This is a genomic window from Pseudomonas sp. GW821-FHT02A11, assembly GCF_059421985.1.
The window spans coordinates 134,782-156,865 of sequence record NZ_JBWKWB010000001.1 but is presented as its reverse complement, the minus strand read 5'-3'; the positions used below and the strand labels follow the sequence as shown (position 1 = coordinate 156,865).

The following is a 22,084-nucleotide window of genomic DNA, read 5'->3' as shown; positions in this document are numbered from 1 at the left end:
TCCGATGCACGTGCTTCAGGCTCAATCGCTGTTCGCGGGCAAGCGCGCTCCTACAGGGTATCCATCCCCTTCAAACACTGACTGACCCACATCAAGCACTCACCCGTGCCTCGGCCTCCAGCCGGGTGATCGCCTTGTCGAGCTCGTCCAGCGCCTTGTCGGCCTCGGCGGATTCCTGTTTGAGCAGGGTTTCGCTGCGCTGACAGGCGGCGCGCAATTGCGGAACGCCGCAGTAGCGGGTGGCGCCGTGCAAGCGGTGAACCCGTTCGATCAGTGCGACAGTGTCTTGCTCTTCCCTGGCAGCGCGGATGGCTTGGCGGTCGGTGTCCAGCGAGGCGAGCAGCATCGCCAGCATGTCAGCGGCCAGGTCGGCCTTGCCGGCGGCCAGGCGCAGGCCTTCTTCGTGATCGAGCACTTGCAGGTTGACGCCGCCGTGGCTGATTTCGTGGTGACGTTCCGGCGCCTGATTGCGCAACGCCAGCCCCGTCCATTTCAGCACCACCTGCGCCAGTTGCCGTTCGCTGATCGGCTTGGTCAGGTAGTCGTCCATGCCGCTCTGCAGCAACGCGCGTTTCTCGTTGGCCATGGCGTGGGCGGTGAGGGCGACGATCGGCAGCGAGGTAATCTGACGCTCGGTTTCCCAGCCGCGAATCGCCTCGGTGGCCTGACGCCCGTCCATCCCCGGCATCTGCACGTCCATCAGCACCAGATCGAAGGGCTCGTCCTGCACCGCTTGCACCGCCGCATAGCCACTGTCGACGGCCAGTACCTTGGCGCCCATGTCTTCGAGCAGCGTCTGCACCAGCAACAGATTGGCCGGGTTGTCGTCTACGCACAGGATGCGCGGCGGGCGACTGGAGACCGGTTCGGGCAATTCGGTGCGCAGCTGTTTGGGGCTGATCAGCTCCGACAGCGCGCGGCGCAGCTTGCGAGTACAGGCGGGTTTGGCCTGCAATTGCGTGTAGGCGTCGGCAACGGAGACCTGATACAGCGCCTGCTCGGTGGTCGGGCACAGCACCAGCACTTTGCAGTCGAGGTTTTCCAGGTCCCAGATCTGTTGGCGCAGACGCTCGGGCGGCAATTCGTGAGCGGTGACGCCCAGCACGGCCATTTCGATGGCGTGAGGCGTCTGATGCACCACAGTCACGCCATTGATGAGATTTTCCAGGTTGTTGAAGACCATCGGCTGCAAACCGCAGTCTTCCAACTGATGCTCCAGGGCCTGGCGTGCCAGATCGTGGTGCTCCAGCACGGCGGCGCGACGGCCCAGCAGCGGCGGGGCGGGCAGGTCTTCGATGTCGTCGCGGGTTTTCGGCAGGGTCAGGCTGATCCAGAACTCCGAGCCCTCGCCGGGGGTGCTTTCGACGCCGATTTCACCACCCATCTGCTCGATCAGGCGCTTGGAGATCACCAGCCCCAGCCCGGTGCCGCCGGAGTGGCGCGACAGCGAATTGTCCGCCTGACTGAACGCCTGGAACAACGCGCGAACGTCCTGGCTCGACAGCCCGATGCCAGTGTCCTGCACGCTGATGCGCAACTGCACGGTGTCGTCCTGCTCATCCTCAAGCATCGCCCGGGCAACGATGGTGCCTTCGCGGGTGAACTTGATGGCGTTGCTCACCAGGTTGGTGAGGATCTGCTTGAGCCGCAATGGATCGCCCACCAGCGACAGTGGCGTGTCGCGATAGACCAGGCTCACCAGCTCCAGCTGCTTGGCGTGGGCGGCGGGGGCGAGGATGGTCAGGGTGTCTTGTAGAAGGTCACGCAGGTTGAACGGAATCGCATCGAGCACCAGCTTGCCGGCCTCGATCTTCGAGAAGTCGAGGATCTCGTTGATGATGCTCAGCAGACTGTCGGCGGATTTTTCGATGGTGCCCAGGTAGTCGTGCTGGCGCGGGGTCAGCTCGCTTTTCTGCAATAAATGGGTGAAACCGAGAATGCCGTTGAGCGGCGTGCGGATCTCGTGACTCATGTTGGCGAGGAATTCGGATTTGATCCGGCTGGCTTCCAGTGCTTCCTTGCGCGCCAGATCCAGCTCGATATTCTGGATCTCGATGGTTTCCAGGTTCTGGCGTACGTCTTCCGTAGCCTGCTCGATGTTGTGCTGCAACTCTTCCTGGGCGTTCTGCAGGGTGGCCGCCATGCGGTTGATGCCCGAGCCGAGTTCGTCCAGTTCGTGGCTGCCCATCGGCGGCAGTCGCGCTTCCAGATTGCCCTCTTTTAATTGCCCGACGACGTGTTTGATCTGGGAAATCGGCCCGTTGATGGTGCGGCTCATGCGCAGCGCCAGCATCGCCGTGAGGCCAAGCCCTGCTGCGATAAGCAGCAGGCTGGCGAACAGACTGCGATATCCGCGCAACAGGGTGCCGCTGTGAGACAGCTCCAGTTCGACCCAGCCCAGCAGGCGGTCGGCTTCTTCGGGGATGATGTCGCCGGTCAGATGGCGGCTACGGCCGAACACCGGCATCAGGTAACGTGTGGCGTCGTTATCGGAACGCTGCAGCATGTGCGTGCTGTTACCGATGGGCGCCTGATTGATCATGGTCGGGCCGGCATGGGACAGCAGGTTGCGGTCGGCATCGAGAAACGACACGGCACGCACGTCAGCCTGTTCCAGCACCTGGCCAGCGATGCGGTCGAGCATCGGCTTGTCTGCAGTCGCCAGCGCGGCGGCGGACAGCGGCGCCAGTTCGTTGGCGATCATTTCGCCGCGCTTGAGCAGCTGGGTCTGCAACTCCGACAGTTGCATCCAGGTGAAATAACCGCCCAACAACGCCGCCATCAGGCAGGTCGGGAGCAGTGTCAGCAGCAAAACGCGGCCTTTTATGCCCAGTTTGTTCAGCACATCGTTCTCTCCGGCAATCCTGGCCGCCTGTCCGTGCCTGGCAGAACCTGCGCCCCGGTGGCCCCGATTTTTTGAGTACAGCCCTTTGGTCTTTGCGCAGTGTAGCCACTTGCACGACGGGTTTGGCGTCTAAATGGGCGATCACGGAACGCTCCTACAATGTTCTCCGATCAGTCGCCATTGCTCGCCACCCCGCAATCCTCAATAATCGCGGCCTTGAGAATCAGTCGCAGACGCCAATGAATCCCGCAATCATTCATCGCCCCAGCATACTCACCATCGAGGACGATCCCGTGCTTGGGGCGTTTGTCCATGAGCAATTGGACCGCTGCGGCTTTCACGTGACCTGGTGCCAGAATGGCGCCGAGGGTCTTGAGCGCGCGCAGAGTCAGCCGTTCGACGTGGTGCTGATGGACATCCTGCTGCCGGGCATGAATGGCCTCGACATCCTCACTCACCTGCGTCGCCGGCACTCGATGCCGATCATTCTGATGTCCGCGCTGGGTGCTGAAGCGGATCGCATCACCGGTTTTCGCAACGGGGCCGACGATTACCTGCCCAAACCGTTCAGCGTCGATGAATTGCGCGTGCGCATAGAGGCCATACTGCGGCGTGTGGAGCTGGAGCGACGTTTCAATGCGCTGATGGCCGCGCCTCAGGAGCCGGAACTGACGCAGGGCGACGAACTGGCGTTCGATGAGCGCCTGTGTGACGTCAGTCTGGCGGGCAAGAGCGCGCAACTGACCCGCAGCGAATATCGCTTGTTGGAGACCCTGTGGCGCTATCCCGAAGATGTCTTGAGTAAACCTTTCCTGTATCAGCATGTGCTGCAACGGGGTTATTCCCAGCACGACCGCAGCCTGGACATGCACATCAGCCAGATCCGTCGCAAGCTCAAGGGCATCGGCTACGAAGCCCGCCAGGTGCGCACCGTGTGGGGCAAGGGCTATGTGCTGACGGCGGCAGACGCGGATGCGTGAGCGTGGTTCCCGCCTGCCGGGCAGGCACTCACTGTTCTGGAAGCTTGCCGTGCTGTTGGTGGGTTTTTGCCTGCTGATGATCTGGCTCAGCTGGTATTGGGGTCGCTACCTCGAAACCCAGAATGCTTTTCTCTCACCCGAGGCGCGTCATGTGCTCAACGGCTATGCCGCCGAAGCCGAGCAGGCCTGGGGTATCGGCAATGAACGGGGCATCGACGACTGGCTGCTGGAAGTTCGTCGCCACGAAAAAGGCTGGGTGGGCGTCATTGGCAGCGACCTGCAATCCCTGAGCAGCGTGCCGCTGGACGGTGCCCAGATCCAGCGCCTGACCTTCATGCGTGGCGTCGATTGGCCCATGAGCCGACGGCAGAAGACTGCACCCTGGTTGAAGATCCCGTTCCCCAAGGACCCCGGCATTGGCAGCCTGATCATCGAATTGCCCGAGCGCTTCAAGCCCGGTCGGTACGCGCTGGTGTGGCAGATGCTGACCAACGTGGTGATCCCCGCGCTGTTCACCTTGCTGCTGTGCGTGGGCTTGTATCGCGTGCTAATTCGACCGCTTAACCAGCTGCGCGAACAGGCCAATGCCTGGCGCGCCGATCGCCTGTCCAATCGGTTGTCGCCACAAATGACCGCGCGCCAGGACGAACTGGGGGAGCTCAACCGTGCCTTCGATCACATGGCTTCCCGACTGCAATCGACTGTGCAGACCCAGCAACAGCTGTTGCGCGACCTGTCCCACGAACTGCGCACGCCCTTGAGCCGCCTGCGGGTGGCCTGCGACAGTGAGCAAAGCCTGCCCGAACTGCGTGAGCGCCTGAGTCGCGAGGTCGAGGGCATGCGTCGGCTGGTCGACGACACCCTGCATCTGGCATGGCTGGATGCCGAGCGGGAAAAACTGCCGGACGAAGACATTCAGGTGCTGGCGCTGTGGGACATGCTGGTGGACGACGCCTGTTTCGAGAGCTGCTGGTCGTCACGTCAGCTGATCTGCGATCTGGACAGCGACTGCTGGGTACGCGGGCACCTCAACACCCTTGCCCAGGCGCTGGAAAACATTCTGCGCAACGCCATCCGTCATTCCCCGGCTGATGGCCTTGTGCGGCTGGGCGGGCGGCGGGATGGCGAAGACTGGGTGATCTGGCTCGAAGATCAGGGCGGCGGCGTCGATGACAGCGATCTGGAGCGAATCTTCGCCCCGTTCATTCGCCTCGACGGCGCCCGGCCAGGGGATGGTGGATTTGGCCTGGGCCTGAGTATCGCGCGCAATTCATTACGGCTGCAGGGCGGCGACATGTGGGCGGAGAACGCCCGTGACGGCCTCCGGATGTTCATGCGCTTGCCTGCGCGGGAAGTGAAAGCGGTAGCGGCGTGAAACGCGCTTATTCCTTTTCGCCCTATGGAACTTACTTTGCGTGATATGGGCTTGGGTCGATTGCCGGTATGATAGGCGACCCCCGCACGTCTGGATCGCGAACACGCCATGACCCTGCAGTATCAAACCATCGCCGATTGCGTCGGCAACACCCCGCTGGTGCGTCTGCAACGCATGGCCGGGAACACCAGCAACACCTTGCTGCTCAAGCTCGAAGGCAATAACCCGGCCGGCTCCGTGAAGGACCGTCCGGCGCTGTCGATGATCACCCGCGCCGAGTTGCGCGGCCAGATCCATCAGGGCGACACGCTGATCGAAGCCACCTCCGGCAACACCGGTATCGCCCTGGCCATGGCTGCAGCGATCAAGGGTTACCGCATGATCCTGATCATGCCGGACAACTCCAGTGCCGAGCGCAAGGCCGCGATGACCGCTTATGGCGCCGAGCTGATCCTGGTCAGCAAGGAAGAAGGCATGGAAGGCGCGCGTGATCTGGCCGAGCGCATGCAGGCCGAAGGTCGTGGCAAAGTGCTCGACCAGTTCGCCAACGGTGACAACCCCGAAGCGCACTACGTCGGCACCGGCCCGGAAATCTGGCAGCAGACCGGCGGCACCATCACTCACTTCGTCAGCTCCATGGGGACCACCGGGACCATCATGGGCACCTCGCGTTACCTCAAGGAACAGAACCCGAATATCCAGATCGTCGGTCTGCAGCCGATGGACGGTTCGGCGATTCCGGGCATCCGTCGCTGGCCTCAGGAATACCTGCCGAAGATCTATCAGGCCGACCGCGTCGACCGGATCATGGACATGGCCCAGACCGAGGCCGAGGACGTCATGCGTCGTCTGGCCCGTGAAGAAGGCATCTTCTGTGGCGTCTCTTCGGGGGGCGCCGTGGCTGGCATGTTGCGCCTGTCGCAGGAAGTCGAAAACGCGGTGATGGTCGCGATCATTTGTGACCGTGGCGACCGTTACCTGTCGACCGGTGTTTACGATGCGCCCAACTGATGGCCAAGCGTGATTCAGGCCTGCGCTTCCAGCCCAGTGGCGGCACCCGGACAGCGCAGGTCCCGACCGGTAAAAAGCAGCGTTTGAACATCGAGCGGTTGGCCAATGACGGCCGTGGCATCGGCTTCGTCGAGGGTCGCACCTGGTTTGTCGCCGGCAGTCTGGCCGGCGAAGAGGTGGAAGCCCGGGTGCTGGGCGCTCATGGCAAAGTGGTCGAGGCGCGCACCGAGCGCGTGTTCCAGGCCAGCCCGTCCCGGCGCCCGGCGCCGTGCAAGCACTTCGGCCGTTGCGGCGGCTGCAGCGTGCAGCAGATGCCCCGCGACGAACAACTTGCCCTGAAACAGCGCATGCTCGCCGAGCAGTTGAGCCGAGTGGCGGGTGTGGAACCCGAAGAGTGGGCCGCGCCGCTGACCGGCGACGAATACGCCTACCGTCGCCGCGCGCGCATCGCGGTGCGTTGGGATGCCAAGGCCAAACGGCTGGACGTCGGTTTTCGCGCCGCGTCGAGCCAGGACATCGTCGCCATCGATGAATGCCCGGTACTGGTACAGGCCTTGCAGCCAATCATGACGGCGTTACCGGCCATGCTCAGCACCTTGAGCAAGCCGCACGCGCTGGGGCATGTCGAGTTGTTCAGCGGTTCGGCCAATGCCGTGTTGCTGCGCCATACCGCGCCGCTGGCAGACAAGGACCTGGACACTCTCAAAACCTTTTGCAACACATTCGACGCGCAGCTTTGGTTGCATGGCCAAGGCGAGCCACAGCCAGCGGACGTTTCGGCACCGCTGGGCTATCACCTGGCACCGTGGAATCTGGAGCTTGCGTACCGTCCCGGCGACTTCGTGCAGGTCAACGCACAGGTCAATACCGCGATGATCGCCCAGGCACTTTCGTGGCTTGCCCCTCGTTCGGATGAACGAGTGCTGGACTTGTTCTGCGGGCTTGGTAACTTCGCTCTACCGCTGGCGCAGATCGCGCGCGAAGTGGTGGCGGTGGAAGGCGTCGATGTCATGGTTCGACGGGCTGCCGATAACGCGTTGAGCAACGATTTACACAATGTGAAATTTCATCAGGCGGATCTGTCGCAGCCGCTGGACAAGGCGTCATGGGTAGCGGAAGGTTTTCAGGCGGTACTGCTCGATCCCCCGCGTGACGGGGCGTTCGAAGTGGTCGGCAAGCTCAGGAAGCTGGGCGCCGAACGGTTGGTGTATGTGTCGTGTAACCCGGCAACTTTGGCGCGCGACACGGTCGAACTGATCAGGCAGGGCTACCGATTAAAACGTGCCGGAATCCTCGATATGTTTCCGCAGACAGCGCATGTCGAGGCGATGGCGTTATTTGAAGCGAGTAAGTGAGGCACAGGGCTTCAGGAAGCAAGCCTACGTCTCACAGGGAAACTCGTTTAATCCGACTGGCCCGCGCATGCCAGCCCTTGCAAGGCCCGCAAGGAGCATGCGCTGAAGAAGGCCGGCGACTGATGGCGCATTTCATCGCGCCGTAGGGAAGGTAAGCAACATGGTACAGGTGAGAGCACACCAGCCGATAAACACAGACGGCAGTATCAATCTCGACGCATGGCTTGATCATGTGGTCAGCGTCGATCTCGCAGTGGACCGACAGGCGTTGAAAGAAGCCTGTGAATTCGCCCGGCAAGCCGAGCAACAGGACAACGCCGCCAAGAACCTCTGGGCGGAAGGCACGTCAAGTTTTCAGACGGGCCTGGAAATCGCCGAAATCCTGGCCGACCTCAAGCTCGATCAGGACTCACTCATCGCCGCCGTGATTTACCGCGCGGTGCGTGAGGGTAAGATTCCCTTGCCCGACGTCAGCCAGCGTTTCGGCCCCACCGTGGCCAAGCTGATCGACGGCGTGCTGCGCATGGCGGCCATCAGCGCCAGTCTCAGCCCGCGCCAGTCGCTGGTGTTGGGCACTCAGGCGCAGGTGGAAAACCTGCGCAAGATGCTCGTTGCCATGGTCGACGACGTGCGCGTGGCGCTGATCAAGCTGGCCGAACGCACCTGCGCCATCCGCGCGGTGAAGAACACCGACGACGAGAAACGCAACCGCGTCGCCAGGGAAGTCTTCGACATCTACGCGCCCTTGGCGCATCGCCTGGGTATCGGTCACATCAAGTGGGAGCTGGAGGACCTGTCCTTCCGCTACCTGGAGCCTGAGCAATACAAGCAGATCGCCAAGTTGTTGCATGAGCGTCGCCTGGATCGCGAGCGCTTCATCACCGACGTCATGTCGCAGCTGGAAAACGAACTGCTGGCCACCGGCGTCAAGGCCGACATCAGCGGCCGGGCCAAACACATCTATTCGATCTGGCGCAAAATGCAGCGCAAGGGTCTGGAATTCAGCCAGATCTACGACGTTCGCGCGGTGCGCGTGCTGGTCCCGGAAATGCGCGATTGCTACACCGCGCTCGGCATCGTCCACACCCTGTGGCGGCACATTCCCAAAGAGTTCGACGACTACATCGCCAACCCCAAGGAAAACGGCTACCGCTCCCTGCACACCGCCGTGATCGGTCCGGAGGGCAAGGTGCTGGAAGTGCAGATCCGCACCCACGCCATGCACGAAGAGGCCGAGCTTGGCGTCTGTGCGCACTGGAAGTACAAGGGCACCGACGTCAAATCCAGCTCCAACCACTACGAAGAGAAAATCTCCTGGCTGCGTCAGGTGCTGGAGTGGCACGAGGAGCTGGGCGACATCGGTGGTCTGGCCGAGCAGTTGCGCGTCGACATCGAGCCCGACCGGGTCTACGTGTTCACCCCGGACGGTCACGCCATCGACTTGCCCAAGGGCGCAACGCCGCTGGACTTCGCCTACCGCGTGCACACCGAGATCGGTCACAACTGCCGTGGCGCCAAGATCAACGGTCGCATCGTGCCGCTCAACTACAGCCTGCAGACCGGTGAGCAGGTCGAAATCATCACCAGCAAGCACGGCACGCCGAGCCGCGACTGGCTGAACTCGAACCTAGGGTACATCACGACCTCGCGGGCGCGGGCGAAAATCGTTCACTGGTTCAAGCTGCAGGCCCGCGATCAGAACGTTGCAGCCGGCAAGGTGCTGCTGGAGCGCGAACTGGCGCGTCTGGCGCTGCCCCAGGTGGACTTCGACCGACTGGCCGAACGCGCCAACATGAAGACCGCCGAAGACATGTTCGCGTCCTTGGGCGCGGGCGATCTGCGTCTGGCGCAATTGGTCAATCTGGCGCAGCAACTGGTCGAGCCGGAGCGTGGCAACGAACAGCTGGAATTGATTCCGCGCAAGGCCTCGGGTTACAAACCGGGCAAGCGTGGCGACATTCAGATCCAGGGCGTCGGCAACCTGATGACACAAATGGCCGGCTGCTGCCAGCCGTTGCCGGGCGACGCCATCGTCGGCTACATCACCCAAGGGCGTGGCGTGAGCATCCACCGCCAGGACTGCGCATCGGTGCTGCAACTGGCCGGGCGCGAGCCTGAGCGGATCATCCAGGTCAGCTGGGGCCCGGTGCCGGTGCTCACCTACCCTGTGGACATCATCATCCGCGCCTACGACCGTTCGGGTCTTCTGCGTGACGTGTCCCAGGTGCTGCTCAACGAGCGCATCAACGTGCTGGCGGTCAACACCCGCTCGAACAAGGAAGACAACACCGCGCTGATGTCGCTGACCATCGAGATTCCGGGGCTCGACGCCCTGGGCCGTCTGTTGGGGCGCATCTCGCAGCTACCGAACATCATCGAGACGCGGCGTAATCGTACGCCTTAACGATTGGCGTTGTTTGTGCCGACGCTTCGCGAATGAATTCGCTCCCACAGGAGATCTCGTTGCCCCTGTGGGAGCGAATTCATTCGCGATGATGTCGGTTCAGGCGCCTCCGGACGTGAATTGGAATTCAATGTACAAGCTCGACGACCTGATCAACCTCATGGCCCGCCTGCGTGACCCGCAATACGGCTGCCCGTGGGACGTGAAGCAGAATTACGCGACCATCGTGCCGCACACCCTCGAAGAGGCCTATGAAGTGGCCGACGCCATCGAGCGCGGGGATTTCGATGACCTGCGCGGCGAGCTGGGCGACCTGCTGTTTCAGGTGGTGTATTACTGCCAGCTGGCGCGGGAAGAAGGGCGCTTCGAATTCGACGGCGTGGTCGATGGCATCACCCGCAAACTGATTCGGCGTCACCCCCATGTGTTTCCCACTGGCGATCTGTATGCCCCGCTGGAAACGCCGCGCCTGAGTGAAGACCAGGTCAAGCACCGCTGGGAAGAGATCAAGGCCCAGGAGCGCGCCGAGAAGGCCCACGTTCCGCAGCAGTTGTCCCTGCTCGACGACGTGCCGACTGTGCTGCCCGCTTTGTCGCGAGCGGCCAAGTTGCAGAAGCGCGCGGCGCAGGTCGGTTTCGACTGGCCCGCAGCGCTGCCGGTGATCGACAAGGTGCGCGAGGAGCTTGACGAAGTCCTCCAAGCCATGGCCGACAACGACAAGGACGGCATCCACGAGGAAATCGGCGACCTGCTGTTTGTGGTGGTCAATCTGGCCCGCCACCTCAAGGTCGATCCGGAAAATGCACTGCGCGCCGCCAACGGCAAGTTCGAGCGGCGCTTTCGTTTCATCGAACAGGCCTTGCGCGACAGCGGCCGCCCCATCGAAGATTGCAGCCTTCAAGAGATGGATGCGCTCTGGGGCGAAGCCAAGCGCCAGGAAAAGAACACGCCCAACTGCGGTTGAGTCGACTATTTAGCTAGAGCGTCAGAGAGAGAAGACAGATGGCGGGTATTTCCCTTCGTGACCAACTGCTCAAGGCAGGCCTGGTCAACGAGAAGCAGGCCAAACAGGTCGCCAAGAGCAAGCAGAAAGAGCAGCGTCTGGTGCACAAAGGCCAGGCGGTCGCCGACGACGCGGCCCAGCGCGCCGCCCAGGACGCCATGGCCGAAAAGGCCAGGCGCGACCAGGAGCTGAACCGTCAACAGCAGGAAAAGGCCGAGCAGAAGGCCCGCACCGCGCAGGTCAAGCAACTGATCGAAGCGACCCGCCTGCCGAAGCTGACGACCGAGGATTACTACAACTTCGTCGACGACAAGAAGGTCAAGCGCCTGTCGGTCAACTCGCTGATGCGCAGCAAGCTGAGCAACGGCTCGCTGGCGATCGTCCATCACGGTGGCGGTTACGAGGTGATCCCGCGTGAAGCGGCGTTGAAGGTTCAGGAGCGTGATCCGCGGCGTATCGTGATGCTCAGCGAGCCGACCGAAGAGCCGGATGCCGATGATCCGTACGCAGCCTACAAGATCCCTGATGATCTGATGTGGTAACTCGACACCTGTAAACGGTGAACCCTGTGGGAGCGAAGTCATTCGCGAGAGGCCAGTACATCCGACGCAGCTTCGTGACTGTCACACCGTATCGCGAATGAAGTCGCTCCCACAGGGCCGATCGGTGTTCGCTGAATATCGCTATAAACAACAAAACCCGCCTAGGCGGGTTTTGTTTTTTCGCAAATCCGTTATTGCGTGTGGCTCGCTGCCTTCTTGGCTTCCAGCTCCGCGAGCTCTGCTGCGTAACGCTTGGCGTCCGACTCCTGGTGAAACACTCCTACCAACTGGTCTTGTTGGCGAACATCCCACATCTGGATGCCAGCGGCGATGCTTTCGTGGGATTGGTGGGACTCGTCGCGTTCAGTAACCGTTACCGTCATCTTGAAAACTCCTGACTCTTTGATGTGTGCGGCAGGACGTCGCAGTGGTTCCTTTATAGAATTGGGTAGCTTGCTACGTAAATCGTTTAATTCGGTAAGAGTTTTTTACGAAACCGGCAACAGTGAGTAACTGGCTGATTTTGAAGGGTGTGCGGCGTTTTGTCGCAGCTGCTTGAGTGGGATGAAGAATCTTTCATAAAGACGCGGGGAACAAAACACGCCACAAAGCTGGCGTTTTCGCCTGTTCCCCCGAGCCTGTCATTTGTCTTGAAGTGCGTTGCGGCTATGCCGGTAATCGCTGACGGCTTCGTACACCGCTTTGCGCAGGCGGTTGATGCCGCCGACGGGGCGATGCGCCTCGACCCCAAACCACGGGTTAAAGGATTGATTGTCGCAGGCCAGATTGAGCGCCGGGGTGTCGAAATCCTGGGGCGCGACCCTGACGTTGGCCACGGTCTCGAACGGGGCGTCGCTTTCCTTCCATTCGATGCTGGTGTCCTCGATCGGCATGAACTTCTGCGGGTCCTGTCGTTGGATCTGCAACACGAAGCACGCGGGGACGCGGTCGGTGGACAGCTGCTGATTCAGGGCCGTGCGCAAGAAGTTGGGCAGGTCGCGGTTCTGTTTGGGCAGGGTGTACGGCGGGCAGCTTTGCGGGTCCGGTGCGACCCGAAACTTGGCGTTGGCCGTGCCGAATTTGTAGGGCGAGACCGAGTAATAGGTCGTCTGCGTCGGGCTGGCGGGGGCAGGTGCCAGGGTCGCGAGCGCAATGAACAGATGACGCAGTTGCCAGCTTCGCGGGTCCAGGCTGGGGAAGAACGCCAGGACCTTCTGGCCGTCTGCCTGAGCTCCGATGTTCTGCGCGTATTCAGCCACGTTACTGACGAAGAAATTCGGGTGGCTGAACATCACGAAATCCTGCTCTGCGCGGGTTTGCTGGTCAGCCAACAGTTGCTTGCCCGGCACATCCAGTAGTTTGAGTGCCATGCCACGCGCATCCCGGATGCTGTCGAACTGCGGGTAGGCGTTGCCGTTGGACAGGCGCATCACGGCCTGCCAGGTTTTGCCCGGCTCGGCGAACACCCCTTGGCGCAACGCCGGATCCAGGTCTTTCAGCACGCTGACTTCCGCCTTCACGCAGCCGTGGGCCTTGGCATGGGCGTCGCGCAGGTAGCGCGTGGGTTCGCGATGTTGGTCGACGATGCGCACCGCTGTCTGAATGATGCCTTGGGTCATGGCCGCTTCGCCGGGCGGAATCTGTTCCTCCACCGGCACTGGCCCGCGGTGCTGCCAGGCGAACCAGACACTCGACAGTGCCCAGCCCGACAGGCCTAGCCCGATCAGCCACAGCAGGGTCTTGCCCAGTAGTGAACCCAGGCGCAGCCAGAGCCGCCCGAGCAAAGTGTTTGGTGTGTCGCGATGTCGAGTGATCATGGCAATTCTTGCTCCAACGGGCCGCCCAGCACTTTCAGGTATTCCACCAAGGCCCAGCGCTCCTGCGGCAGCAGGCCGCGTCCGATCACGCCGTTGCCTCGCTTGCCGTCGCGGAATTCGTGGCCGCTGTTGTGGTTGCCGGAAATAGTCGTATCGAACAGAAACGCGTTTTTAAAGGCGCCGGTTTCGTAGCCCAAATGCAACGGGTCGTAGTTGAAGGTGCCTTTATAGAAGGTGGTGCTGCGCTCATCCTGGGGCGACAGCAACTGATAGATCGTCGGCACGGAACCGTTGTGCAGGAAAGGCGGCGTGGCCCAGATGCCGTCCAGGGGCCGGGCTTTATACGCGCGCAGTTCCTGAACGGCGATCGGCAGGCCGAAACCATCCATGCCTGGACGCTCGGCAGCGGGCACATTGGCTACGTTGTAGGCGTTGTTTTCAACGTATGCGGTGATGTACGCCAGCGCCTTGGCCGAGGTGACGCTGCGGGTGTCCAGTGGGGGCGCCGATTTGGCGAGCTTCACGTTGGTGAGCTGTTCCAGCTCGGCCTGGGTCCATTTCAGCGCACTCACGTCGTAATGGTTGTCGGCAATGTTGTTGGCCGTGTTCGGATCGGTGCCGATTTCCGCCACCGGGATCATGTTCAGGTACTGGACGGTACGGCCGTCCACCACGCTGTGGGGCGGCACGTGGCAGCCGGCGCAATGTTCGGCAAACAGCGCGCGGCCCTGTGCGACCAATGGCTTATTCACCGGGCCGAACAGTTGTTCCGGCCAGACCGGCGGCTTGAGGCGCTGAAGAGTCTTTTCAATGGTGTTGAGGTCGCGCACCCGCACGCTGGAAGGGTAACGATCCGCCACCTTCAGAGGCTGACCTGCGGCATCGAAGAACGTCAGCGTCGCGCCAACGCCCAGGGATTCGCCCACGTTGCGCGCCATCGGCTGCTTGGCTGAGCCATTCCATTGCACCCAGTCGAAGGTCCACATGTCCCACAATTGCGGATAATCCACAGGCGCATTGGCGACGCGGTAATTGTCCGGCGTGATGGCATCACCGAAGGTGGCGTTGGCGATGCGACCGAAGGCATCGGTTCGCCCCGGCCCCTCTTCGGTGGGGTACAGGCCGCGATGGGTGTCGTTCCAGGCGGTTCTGACAAAGGTATTCAACGACTGCTTGAACTCGTCACGCAGCTGATCGTGAGCGGCATCGTAGCGTTCACCCAGCACGCGGCGAGCGAAGCGTTCGAATTTCCACGGGTTGTAGTAGGTGGCCACGAGGCTGACGACCAATGCCTGACCAAAACTGCCGCCGCGCAGTGTCGGCACGCTGGACGGCAGGACGTGCTGCGCGCTGCCGCCGTCGATGCGCAAGGCCTGCCCTTTGAAATGCAGTTCGCCGGTGTGGCAGGCCGAGCAGGTGATGTCCAGGTATTCGACGGTGTGGTCCGGGTTCTGGTGGCGAGTGAAACCCACGGGCAGGTTGCCGGGGTTCAGCGAGGTGGCGACCTGCTTGGGGTCTACCAGGAAACCGAACCGGGCGAGGTGCTCGGGCGCCGCGAAGCGGTCTTCTGAGAACGGCATCTCAAGCGATGTGAACCAGTTGTAGTGCAGCCCTTTGACCTGTGTGCCCTGAGGGGTGAAGTAATAGGTCTGACGGTCGCTGTCGTCCCACTGAGGCGGGTATTGAACCTGCTCGACGGGCGTGTATTCAGGCAGCCTGGGGTTGACGATGTAGTAAGTCACCACGGCCAGTACCAGCACGACCATGGTGAGCAACAGCAGCATTGCACGGTGAAAAATACGCAAGACAACCATCCTTGTCGGTTTTTTGATGTCCTTATGACATCACGCCAATCCCATGGCAAGTGACGCGTGAGTTTGAGTCTCGATGATCTCGCGGGCAATAAAAAACCCGCTGTCTCCAGCGGGTTTTTCAGGGGAGGTGACAGCGGCGATGATCAGCTGCCTTTAACCGACTTACCTGCCACCGTGCCGTCCTGCAGCATGATGTTGTATTCCTTGCCATCGGTTTCAACCTGCTGCAGACGAACCAGCAGGTAATCGAAATCCTTGGCGAACCACATCACGGTAATGCGCTTGTTTTGCGTCGGATCACGCACGCGCTCGACCTTGATGGCATCGACCGAACCCACCTTGGTGTCCACTTTTTCAGTGCCCAGCACGCGGAAGTCATAGGTATCGACTTCATCACCGTCGACCACCTGATAGCTCATGGTCTTCTTGCCCGCGGCTACGTCGTTCTGCAGCGCCAGTTGATAGGTGGACTTGTCGAGAATGCCGGTGTTGAGCGGAATCTTGATCGCATCGTTGCGATCGGTGCCGGTGATGAACTTGGTGGACCAGTCGAACACCAGATCGACCGTCTTGCTTTTGCCCAGGCCGCCACGTTCGAAATGGTAGGTCTGTGGCACCAGCGCACTCTTGTCGGCCTTGAGCGTGCTGACCTCGGTGAGGCTTGCGATCATCATCGAGGCCTTGAAGCTCAGGGTCCAGGTGCCGTTGGCGTCTTTCTCCAGGCTACGCGTGGCGCTGCCGCCGCCCACAGGCAGTTGTTTGAAGTCAGCGGTGTAGCTGGCGGAGAAAGGTTGAAGGTCTGCCGCATTGACCGCAGGGACTGCGAACAGAGCGAAAGCGAAGAGCAAAGCGCGACGCATAATATCTCCCGTCTTTAAATAAAGAGCCAAATTAACTGGCCACAATGACGTGGCCGCGAGGCCCCAATGGCTGGCCGTTCAGTGTAGCGCCGTGCTCGTTCAGGGCCAGATGACCCTCGGCGAACCAGCGGATTGCCAGCGGGTAAATCAGGTGTTCCTGGGTGTGAACCCTCTGCGCCAGCGTCGTGGGCGTGTCGTGCAACTCTACCGAAATAACAGCCTGTACGACCAGAGGCCCCCCATCGAGTTCCTCGGTGACGAAGTGCACGCTGCAGCCGTGCTCGGCGTCGCGGGCTTCGAGCACCCGTTGATGGGTGTGCAAACCCTTATACAGGGGAAGCAATGACGGGTGTATGTTCAGCAGGCGTGCGTGGTAATGACGCACGAAACCTGGAGTGAGAATGCGCATGAAGCCGGCGAGTACCACCAGCTTCGGCGCAAAGGAGTCGATCAGTTCGATCAGGGCCGTATCGAAGGCTTCGCGCCCTTCGTAGGCCGTGTGATCGAGAACGCGGGTTTCGATGCCCGCGTTTCTGGCACGCTGCAGCCCGAAGGCATCGGCGCGGTTGGAGATCACCGCGCGAATGCGAGCCGGGCTCGAATTGTCCTGGAAGCTGTCGATCATCGCTTGCAGGTTACCGCCGGTGCCGGACAGCAGCACCACGACATCACAGGGTTCGTGCATGTCAGGCTTCAACGCATCCGGCATCAGTGTGCCTTGACGTTTTTCAGCTCGACTTGTGCGGCGCCTTCGGCAGCGACGCCGATCTGGCCGATGACCCAAGGCTGTTCGCCCGCTTCACGCAGGACCGTCAGGGACGCTTCGACGTGTTCCTGAGCGACGCAGATGACCATGCCGACGCCGCAGTTCAGGACGCGGTGCATTTCGTGCTCGTCGACGTTGCCTTTCTCTTGCAGCCAGTCGAACACCGCAGGACGGGTCCAGCTCGCGACGTCGACCACCGCCTGTGCGCCTTCCGGCAGCACGCGCGGGATGTTGTCCAGCAGGCCGCCGCCAGTGATGTGGGCCATGGCCTTGACCGCGCCAGTCTCCTTGATCAGCTTGAGCAGTTGCTTGACGTAGATGCGGGTCGGCGCCATCAGCAGGTCGGTCAGTGGCTTGCCGTCCAGCTGGGTGGTTTCGATATCGGCGCCGGAGACTTCGATGATCTTGCGGATCAGCGAGTAGCCGTTGGAGTGCGGGCCCGAGGACGGCAGGGCGATCAGCGCATCGCCAGTGGCGACCTTGGAACCGTCGATGATCTCGGCCTTTTCCACGACGCCGACGCAGAAACCTGCCAGGTCGTAGTCTTCGCCTTCGTACATGCCAGGCATTTCAGCGGTTTCGCCGCCGACCAGCGAGCAGCCCGCCAGTTCGCAGCCAGCACCGATGCCGGTCACGACCTGAGCGGCGGTGTCGACGTTCAGTTTGCCGGTGGCGTAGTAGTCGAGGAAGAACAGAGGCTCAGCGCCGCAGACCACCAGATCGTTGACGCACATGGCGACCAGGTCGATGCCGATGCTGTCGTGCTTGTTCAGGTTCAGCGCCAGACGCAGTTTGGTGCCGACGCCGTCGGTGCCGGAAACCAGAACCGGTTGTTTGTAGCCCGCAGGAATTTCGCACAGCGCGCCGAACCCGCCCAGGCCGCCCATCACTTCCGGGCGCTTGGTGCGCTTGGCAACGCTCTTGATGCGTTCGACCAATGCTTCACCGGCGTCGATGTCTACACCGGCGTCTTTGTAGCTCAGGGAGGGTTGCTTGCTCATTATCCAGGCCTTTAGGGGGGATTCGGGGTAACGACCGGAATGGAATGGCTCGTGGCCGCAGCATCGCCGGTCTGCGAAGGCGCGCGATTTTATCAGGGTTGGGCGCAAGCGGCCATCCTCGGGCCGACGGGCAGAAGCATCATGAAGAAAAAATAAGCCGCGTGTTCAGGTCATAGCCGTTCGTCGGTCGCTATAAAAGGTGTAAGTTCGTCAGCAGCGTGAGCGATTCGGGTCGCATTGCGGTCTGAGTCGAGCCAGTCATTTTTTCCTGCAGCTATCTATACGCTGCGTTTTTCGTTTCCAGGAATTTTTATGCGCCTGAAAAACTGCCTGTTGGTGGGTTGTCTGTCCCTCATGAGTCTCCCGGCCCTGGCCGAGACGGTGAACAATCTTTATCAGGTGCGCGAGCCGGTCAGCGGACAAACCCCGGATGAGAAGACCCGCGCCACCCAGGCGGCGCTGGATACCTTGGTCATTCGCCTGACCGGCGATGCGAAAGCCGCCCAGAGCGCGGGCCTTGCGGCCGTGCGCAAGGACCCTCAGCAAATCATCAGTCAGTTCGGTTACGACGCAGGCCCGCCCGAGTCGCTGCAAGTGGATTTCGATCCGGCCAGCACGGATCGCGCATTGCGTCAGGCCGGCCTGTCGCTGTGGGGCTCGAACCGCCCGGTGATCATGGCCTGGTGGCTGAACGACGCGACCGATGGCGCCAATCTGGTCGGTGACGGCCAACCTTCTGCCGACCCCCTGCGTCGTGCCGCGCAACATCGCGGTTTGCCGCTGCGTCTGCCGTTGGCGGACCTTGGCGAGCAGAGCATCGGCAACGCCAAGACCCTCGACGGCAACGACGTCACGCCGCTCAAGCAGGCGTCCGAGCGCTACGGCTCCGACGGGATTCTGGCGGTTCATGCACAGGAAAATGGCGGCCAGTGGCAGGGCAAATGGCACCTGTGGCTGGGCGACAAGATGGAGCAGGGCAGTGCCAGCGGCGCAAGCTCGGCTGAACTGGCCGACGCCGTGCTGCTGGCGGTGAGTCAGCGTCTGGCGCCGCGTTTCGTGGTCAAGCCGGGCGCGTCGTCGAGCATGGCGCTGGAAGTGCAGGGCATGACGCTGGAGCGCTATGCGCAACTGGGTCGTTTGCTCGAACCGTTTGGCGGCCGTTTGAAGTCTGCCGACGCCGATCGTGTGGTGTTCGACGTCAGCGGCAGCCCGGATCAGCTTCGCTCGCAGCTGTCGCTGGCCAAGCTGCAGGAAGTCCCGGCAGGCGAAGTGGCCAGTGCACCGGTGAACGCCGCCCAAGTGCCGGTCGCCGGTGGCGCGCCGGGGGGCGCACCCGTGCCGGAGGCTGCGGCTGCACAAACACTGCACTTTCGCTGGTAAGCGGGTTCATAGCGACGTCGTTTGAATGGATTGAGGGGCGGTAATGACTGATACACGTCGTTGGTTCTGGCTGGGCGGGTTGATCCTGCTGTGCCTGTTTGTCTGGTTGCTGCACGCCATTCTCACGCCGTTTCTGGTGGCGTTGCTGTTGGCGTACATGGGCGATCCTCTCGCGGATCGGCTGGAAAAACTGAAAATGTCGCGCACCTTGAGTGTGGTGACGGTGTTCGTGTTCTTCACCCTGATCTTCATGGGCCTGTTGCTGGTGCTGGTGCCCATGCTCGCCAAGCAGCTGTATCGCTTGTACGAACTGGCGCCGCAGATCCTCGACTGGCTGCAGCACACGGCGCTGCCATGGACTCAGGCCAAGCTGGGGCTGGCGGACGGTTTCTGGAAATTCGACAAGGTCAAGGCGGCGATTTCCGAGCACATGGGGCAGACCGGCGACATCGTGGGTATCGTGCTGGCGCAGGCCACCACGTCCACCCTGGCGCTGATCGGCTGGCTGACCAACCTGGTGCTGATTCCAGTGGTCTGCTTCTACCTGCTGCGCGACTGGGACGTGATGATGGCCAAAGTGCGCAGCCTGTTGCCGCGTCATCGCGAGAAGAAAATCGTCGCCCTGGCTGATGAGTGTCATGAAGTGCTGGGCGCGTTTATTCGCGGGCAACTGCTGGTGATGGTGGCGCTGGGTGTGATTTACGCGGCAGGGCTGATGCTGGTGGGCCTGGAACTGGGTCTATTGATCGGCGTGATTGCGGGGCTTGCGGCCATCGTGCCGTACATGGGCTTCGTGATCGGCATCGGCTCGGCGATTCTGGCGGGCTTCTTCCAGTTCGGCGGCGACCTGTATCCGATGCTCGGCATCGTCGCGGTGTTCATGGTCGGTCAGGCGCTCGAAGGTATGGTGCTGACGCCGCTGCTGGTGGGCGATCGTATCGGCCTGCATCCGGTGGCAGTGATCTTCGCGATTCTGGCAGGCGGCGAGCTGTTCGGTTTCACCGGCATCCTGCTGGCGTTGCCGGTGGCGGCAGTGATCATGGTGCTGGTGCGCCATGTGCACGATCTGTACAAGGATTCGGATATCTACGGCGGGATGGAAGACCCGGATTTGTAGGAAGTCGCAGCGCGGTCGGATCCGTGGGAGCGAATTCATTCGCGAAAGAAGGTACAGGCGCTGCTGGTAGGTCGTCTGTACGGCCCCCTCGCAAATGAATTCGCTCCCACAGGCTCTCTATCAATCCGCCAGAACGCAGCATTTCTATGTCCGCTGATTGCCCATATTCCGTGGCCTGGCCCGAGGTGGACGCAACCCTTTGATTTTGCAGGCCGTGTGGCACATTGTGCGGCTCGCTTGGCGGGTATAAACTTTGCACACTTTACACAGAGGCCCCTTGGCGGTTCGTCACTGAACCGTTCAGCCAGCATGAAACCAGTTCAGCTGCCCCTGAGTGTGCGTCTGCGTGATGACGCCACCTTCATCAATTACTATCCAGGCGCCAATGCCGCTGCACTCGGCTATGTCGAGCGCCTGTGCGAAGCCGACGCCGGATGGACCGAAAGCCTCATTTATCTGTGGGGCAAAAACGGGGTAGGGCGCACGCACCTCTTGCAGGCGGCCTGCCTGCGTTTCAAGCAACTGGGTGAACCTGCGGTTTATCTGCCCATGGCTGAATTGCTCGAAGAGGGTGTCGAACTGTTCGATCATCTGGAGCAGTACGAGCTGGTCTGTCTGGACGACCTCCAGGTGGTAGCCGGCAAGCCCGAGTGGGAAGAGGCGCTGTTCCACCTGTTCAACCGCCTGCGTGACAGCGGCCGGCGTCTGCTGATCGCGGCCTCCTGTTCGCCTCGCGAACTGCCGGTCAAGCTGGCCGACCTCAAGTCCCGACTGACCATGGCGCTGGTATTCCAGATGCGCCTGCTCTCCGACGAAGAAAAACTCCGCGCCCTGCAATTGCGCGCCTCGCGCCGGGGCCTGCACCTGACCGATGAGGTCGGGCATTTCATCCTGACTCGCGGCAAGCGCAGCATGAGCGCCTTGTTCGATCTGCTCGAACAGCTCGATCAGGCCTCGTTACAGGCCCAGCGCAAGCTGACGATTCCCTTCCTCAAAGAGACGCTGGGGTGGTAAACGCAGTCGATCCCGCCCTTGTACTGCAAACGGCTGCGGCGTTGCGTCACGCAACGCGCATTCTGATCATCACCGGTGCCGGGCTTTCGGCGGATTCGGGGCTGCCGACCTATCGTGGCGTCGGCGGCCTGTATAACGGCCAGACCGACGACGGCCTGCCTATCGAGATGGCGCTGTCCGGCCCGATGCTGCGCCGCGATCCTGCCCTGTGCTGGAAATACATTGCCCAATTAGGCAGCGCTTGCCTGGGCGGGCAGCCCAATGCGGCGCATTATGCGATCGCGCAATTGCAGCGTTGCAAGCCGCAATGCTGGGTGCTGACGCAGAACGTCGATGGCTACCATCGTGCGGCGGGCAGCCCGCCCGAGCGTCTGATCGAGATCCACGGTCAGCTCGCGCCGCTCTACTGCCAGTCCTGTGGCGCCGAAGACCCGCAATTGAGCGAGCACCTGCAGCGCCCACTGCCGCCGTTGTGCGCGCAATGCCATGGCGTGCTGCGGCCGCCGGTCGTCTTGTTTGAGGAAATGTTGCCAGAGCTGGCATTGAATGTGCTGTACGAGGAGATGGCAAAAGGCTTCGATGCTGTGCTCAGCATTGGAACCACCGCCAGCTTCCCGTATATTCACGAGCCGATGCTGCGCACGCGGGTCACGGGTGGCTTTACCGCCGAGATAAACCCCTCGTCGACCGATCACTCCATTCACATGGATGCGTTTCTGAGGTGTAGAGCCTTAGATGTGATGGAGGACATCGTAAGTCACATTTGTTTCGATTGAATTTGCAAATGATGACGATAGAGG

Annotated in this window: 18 protein-coding genes; 11 read left to right on the top strand and 7 right to left on the bottom strand. The window is 61.6% G+C overall.

Translation table 11 applies throughout. The annotated features are described in order from the left end of the window. Window positions 1–91: 91 nt before the first annotated feature. Window positions 92–2,845, bottom strand: a complete 2,754-nt coding sequence (locus AC07V9_RS00720) for a response regulator (RefSeq protein ID WP_495013782.1) — start codon at window positions 2,843–2,845, stop codon at window positions 92–94. Window positions 2,846–3,084: 239 nt separating this feature from the next. On the opposite strand from AC07V9_RS00720, the gene AC07V9_RS00715 reads away from it, so the two are divergent. From AC07V9_RS00715 to AC07V9_RS00685, 7 genes are all read left to right on the top strand, one after another. After that, on the top strand, window positions 3,085–3,825 hold the full coding sequence (locus AC07V9_RS00715; protein WP_495013781.1) for a response regulator transcription factor: 741 nt from the start codon (window positions 3,085–3,087) through the stop codon (window positions 3,823–3,825). Further along, complete coding sequence (locus AC07V9_RS00710; RefSeq protein ID WP_495013780.1) at window positions 3,818–5,200, top strand: sensor histidine kinase; 1,383 nt, start codon at window positions 3,818–3,820, stop codon at window positions 5,198–5,200. Before AC07V9_RS00715 ends, AC07V9_RS00710 begins: the two co-directional genes overlap by 8 nt. Window positions 5,201–5,308: 108 nt before the next feature. Beyond that, on the top strand, window positions 5,309–6,211 hold the full coding sequence (cysM, locus tag AC07V9_RS00705) for a cysteine synthase CysM (protein ID WP_495013779.1): 903 nt from the start codon (window positions 5,309–5,311) through the stop codon (window positions 6,209–6,211). Continuing rightward, window positions 6,211–7,566: a 23S rRNA (uracil(1939)-C(5))-methyltransferase RlmD gene (gene rlmD, locus AC07V9_RS00700; protein ID WP_495013778.1), complete on the top strand. Its 1,356-nt coding sequence runs from the start codon at window positions 6,211–6,213 to the stop codon at window positions 7,564–7,566. Before cysM ends, rlmD begins: the two co-directional genes overlap by 1 nt. 160 nt (window positions 7,567–7,726) lie before the next feature. After that, the gene (gene relA / locus AC07V9_RS00695; protein ID WP_495013777.1) at window positions 7,727–9,970 is read left to right on the top strand and encodes a GTP diphosphokinase; all 2,244 of its coding nucleotides are present in this window, start codon (window positions 7,727–7,729) and stop codon (window positions 9,968–9,970) included. 130 nt (window positions 9,971–10,100) lie between these two features. Continuing rightward, complete coding sequence (gene mazG, locus AC07V9_RS00690; protein WP_495014115.1) at window positions 10,101–10,934, top strand: nucleoside triphosphate pyrophosphohydrolase; 834 nt, start codon at window positions 10,101–10,103, stop codon at window positions 10,932–10,934. A gap of 38 nt (window positions 10,935–10,972) precedes the next feature. After that, window positions 10,973–11,515: a DUF2058 domain-containing protein gene (locus AC07V9_RS00685; RefSeq protein WP_495013776.1), complete on the top strand. Its 543-nt coding sequence runs from the start codon at window positions 10,973–10,975 to the stop codon at window positions 11,513–11,515. Window positions 11,516–11,706: 191 nt separating this feature from the next. On the opposite strand, the gene AC07V9_RS00680 is transcribed toward AC07V9_RS00685, so the two are convergent. The 6 genes from AC07V9_RS00680 to purM all read right to left on the bottom strand — a co-directional run bounded on the left by AC07V9_RS00680 (window position 11,707) and on the right by purM (window position 17,773). Further along, a complete protein-coding gene (locus AC07V9_RS00680) occupies window positions 11,707–11,898 on the bottom strand; it encodes a hypothetical protein (RefSeq protein ID WP_495013775.1) in 192 nt (63 codons plus the stop codon). A 258-nt stretch (window positions 11,899–12,156) separates the two neighbouring features. Continuing rightward, complete coding sequence (locus AC07V9_RS00675; protein ID WP_495013774.1) at window positions 12,157–13,332, bottom strand: catalase family protein; 1,176 nt, start codon at window positions 13,330–13,332, stop codon at window positions 12,157–12,159. Continuing rightward, window positions 13,329–15,137, bottom strand: a complete 1,809-nt coding sequence (locus AC07V9_RS00670) for a di-heme-cytochrome C peroxidase (RefSeq protein WP_495013773.1) — start codon at window positions 15,135–15,137, stop codon at window positions 13,329–13,331. The genes AC07V9_RS00675 and AC07V9_RS00670 overlap by 4 nt, the downstream gene beginning before the upstream one ends. Before the next feature lie 152 nt (window positions 15,138–15,289). Continuing rightward, complete coding sequence (locus AC07V9_RS00665) at window positions 15,290–16,006, bottom strand: DUF3108 domain-containing protein (protein ID WP_495013772.1); 717 nt, start codon at window positions 16,004–16,006, stop codon at window positions 15,290–15,292. 31 nt (window positions 16,007–16,037) lie between these two features. Next, the gene (gene purN, locus AC07V9_RS00660; RefSeq protein ID WP_495014114.1) at window positions 16,038–16,691 is read right to left on the bottom strand and encodes a phosphoribosylglycinamide formyltransferase; all 654 of its coding nucleotides are present in this window, start codon (window positions 16,689–16,691) and stop codon (window positions 16,038–16,040) included. A 23-nt stretch (window positions 16,692–16,714) separates the two neighbouring features. After that, complete coding sequence (purM, locus tag AC07V9_RS00655) at window positions 16,715–17,773, bottom strand: phosphoribosylformylglycinamidine cyclo-ligase (RefSeq protein ID WP_495013771.1); 1,059 nt, start codon at window positions 17,771–17,773, stop codon at window positions 16,715–16,717. A 312-nt stretch (window positions 17,774–18,085) separates the two neighbouring features. On the opposite strand from purM, the gene AC07V9_RS00650 reads away from it, so the two are divergent. From AC07V9_RS00650 to AC07V9_RS00635, 4 genes are all read left to right on the top strand, one after another. Continuing rightward, a complete protein-coding gene (locus tag AC07V9_RS00650) occupies window positions 18,086–19,153 on the top strand; it encodes a DUF2066 domain-containing protein (protein WP_495013770.1) in 1,068 nt (355 codons plus the stop codon). Between the two features lie 43 nt (window positions 19,154–19,196). Next, window positions 19,197–20,270, top strand: coding sequence for an AI-2E family transporter (locus AC07V9_RS00645; protein ID WP_495013769.1), 1,074 nt, complete (start codon window positions 19,197–19,199; stop codon window positions 20,268–20,270). A gap of 309 nt (window positions 20,271–20,579) precedes the next feature. Next, on the top strand, window positions 20,580–21,284 hold the full coding sequence (hda, locus tag AC07V9_RS00640) for a DnaA regulatory inactivator Hda (RefSeq protein WP_108237280.1): 705 nt from the start codon (window positions 20,580–20,582) through the stop codon (window positions 21,282–21,284). Beyond that, entirely contained in the window at window positions 21,278–22,060 is a 783-nt protein-coding gene (locus tag AC07V9_RS00635; protein ID WP_495013768.1) for an NAD-dependent deacylase, read from the top strand. Before hda ends, AC07V9_RS00635 begins: the two co-directional genes overlap by 7 nt. Window positions 22,061–22,084 lie beyond the last annotated feature (24 nt).

Excerpts from the sequence above, each read along its gene's own strand:
- hda (WP_108237280.1), top strand. The coding sequence starts at position 20,580 with ATGAAACCAGTTCAGCTGCCCCTGAGTGTGCGTCTGCGTGATGACGCC.
- mazG (WP_495014115.1), top strand. The coding sequence starts at position 10,101 with ATGTACAAGCTCGACGACCTGATCAACCTCATGGCCCGCCTGCGTGAC.
- purN (WP_495014114.1), bottom strand. The coding sequence starts at position 16,691 with ATGCACGAACCCTGTGATGTCGTGGTGCTGCTGTCCGGCACCGGCGGT.
- purM (WP_495013771.1), bottom strand. The coding sequence starts at position 17,773 with ATGAGCAAGCAACCCTCCCTGAGCTACAAAGACGCCGGTGTAGACATC.
- AC07V9_RS00645 (WP_495013769.1), top strand. The coding sequence starts at position 19,197 with ATGACTGATACACGTCGTTGGTTCTGGCTGGGCGGGTTGATCCTGCTG.
- rlmD (WP_495013778.1), top strand. The coding sequence starts at position 6,211 with ATGGCCAAGCGTGATTCAGGCCTGCGCTTCCAGCCCAGTGGCGGCACC.
- AC07V9_RS00710 (WP_495013780.1), top strand. The coding sequence starts at position 3,818 with ATGCGTGAGCGTGGTTCCCGCCTGCCGGGCAGGCACTCACTGTTCTGG.
- relA (WP_495013777.1), top strand. The coding sequence starts at position 7,727 with ATGGTACAGGTGAGAGCACACCAGCCGATAAACACAGACGGCAGTATC.
- AC07V9_RS00685 (WP_495013776.1), top strand. The coding sequence starts at position 10,973 with ATGGCGGGTATTTCCCTTCGTGACCAACTGCTCAAGGCAGGCCTGGTC.
- AC07V9_RS00680 (WP_495013775.1), bottom strand. The coding sequence starts at position 11,898 with ATGACGGTAACGGTTACTGAACGCGACGAGTCCCACCAATCCCACGAA.
- AC07V9_RS00675 (WP_495013774.1), bottom strand. The coding sequence starts at position 13,332 with ATGATCACTCGACATCGCGACACACCAAACACTTTGCTCGGGCGGCTC.
- cysM (WP_495013779.1), top strand. The coding sequence starts at position 5,309 with ATGACCCTGCAGTATCAAACCATCGCCGATTGCGTCGGCAACACCCCG.
- AC07V9_RS00665 (WP_495013772.1), bottom strand. The coding sequence starts at position 16,006 with ATGCGTCGCGCTTTGCTCTTCGCTTTCGCTCTGTTCGCAGTCCCTGCG.
- AC07V9_RS00650 (WP_495013770.1), top strand. The coding sequence starts at position 18,086 with ATGCGCCTGAAAAACTGCCTGTTGGTGGGTTGTCTGTCCCTCATGAGT.
- AC07V9_RS00715 (WP_495013781.1), top strand. The coding sequence starts at position 3,085 with ATGAATCCCGCAATCATTCATCGCCCCAGCATACTCACCATCGAGGAC.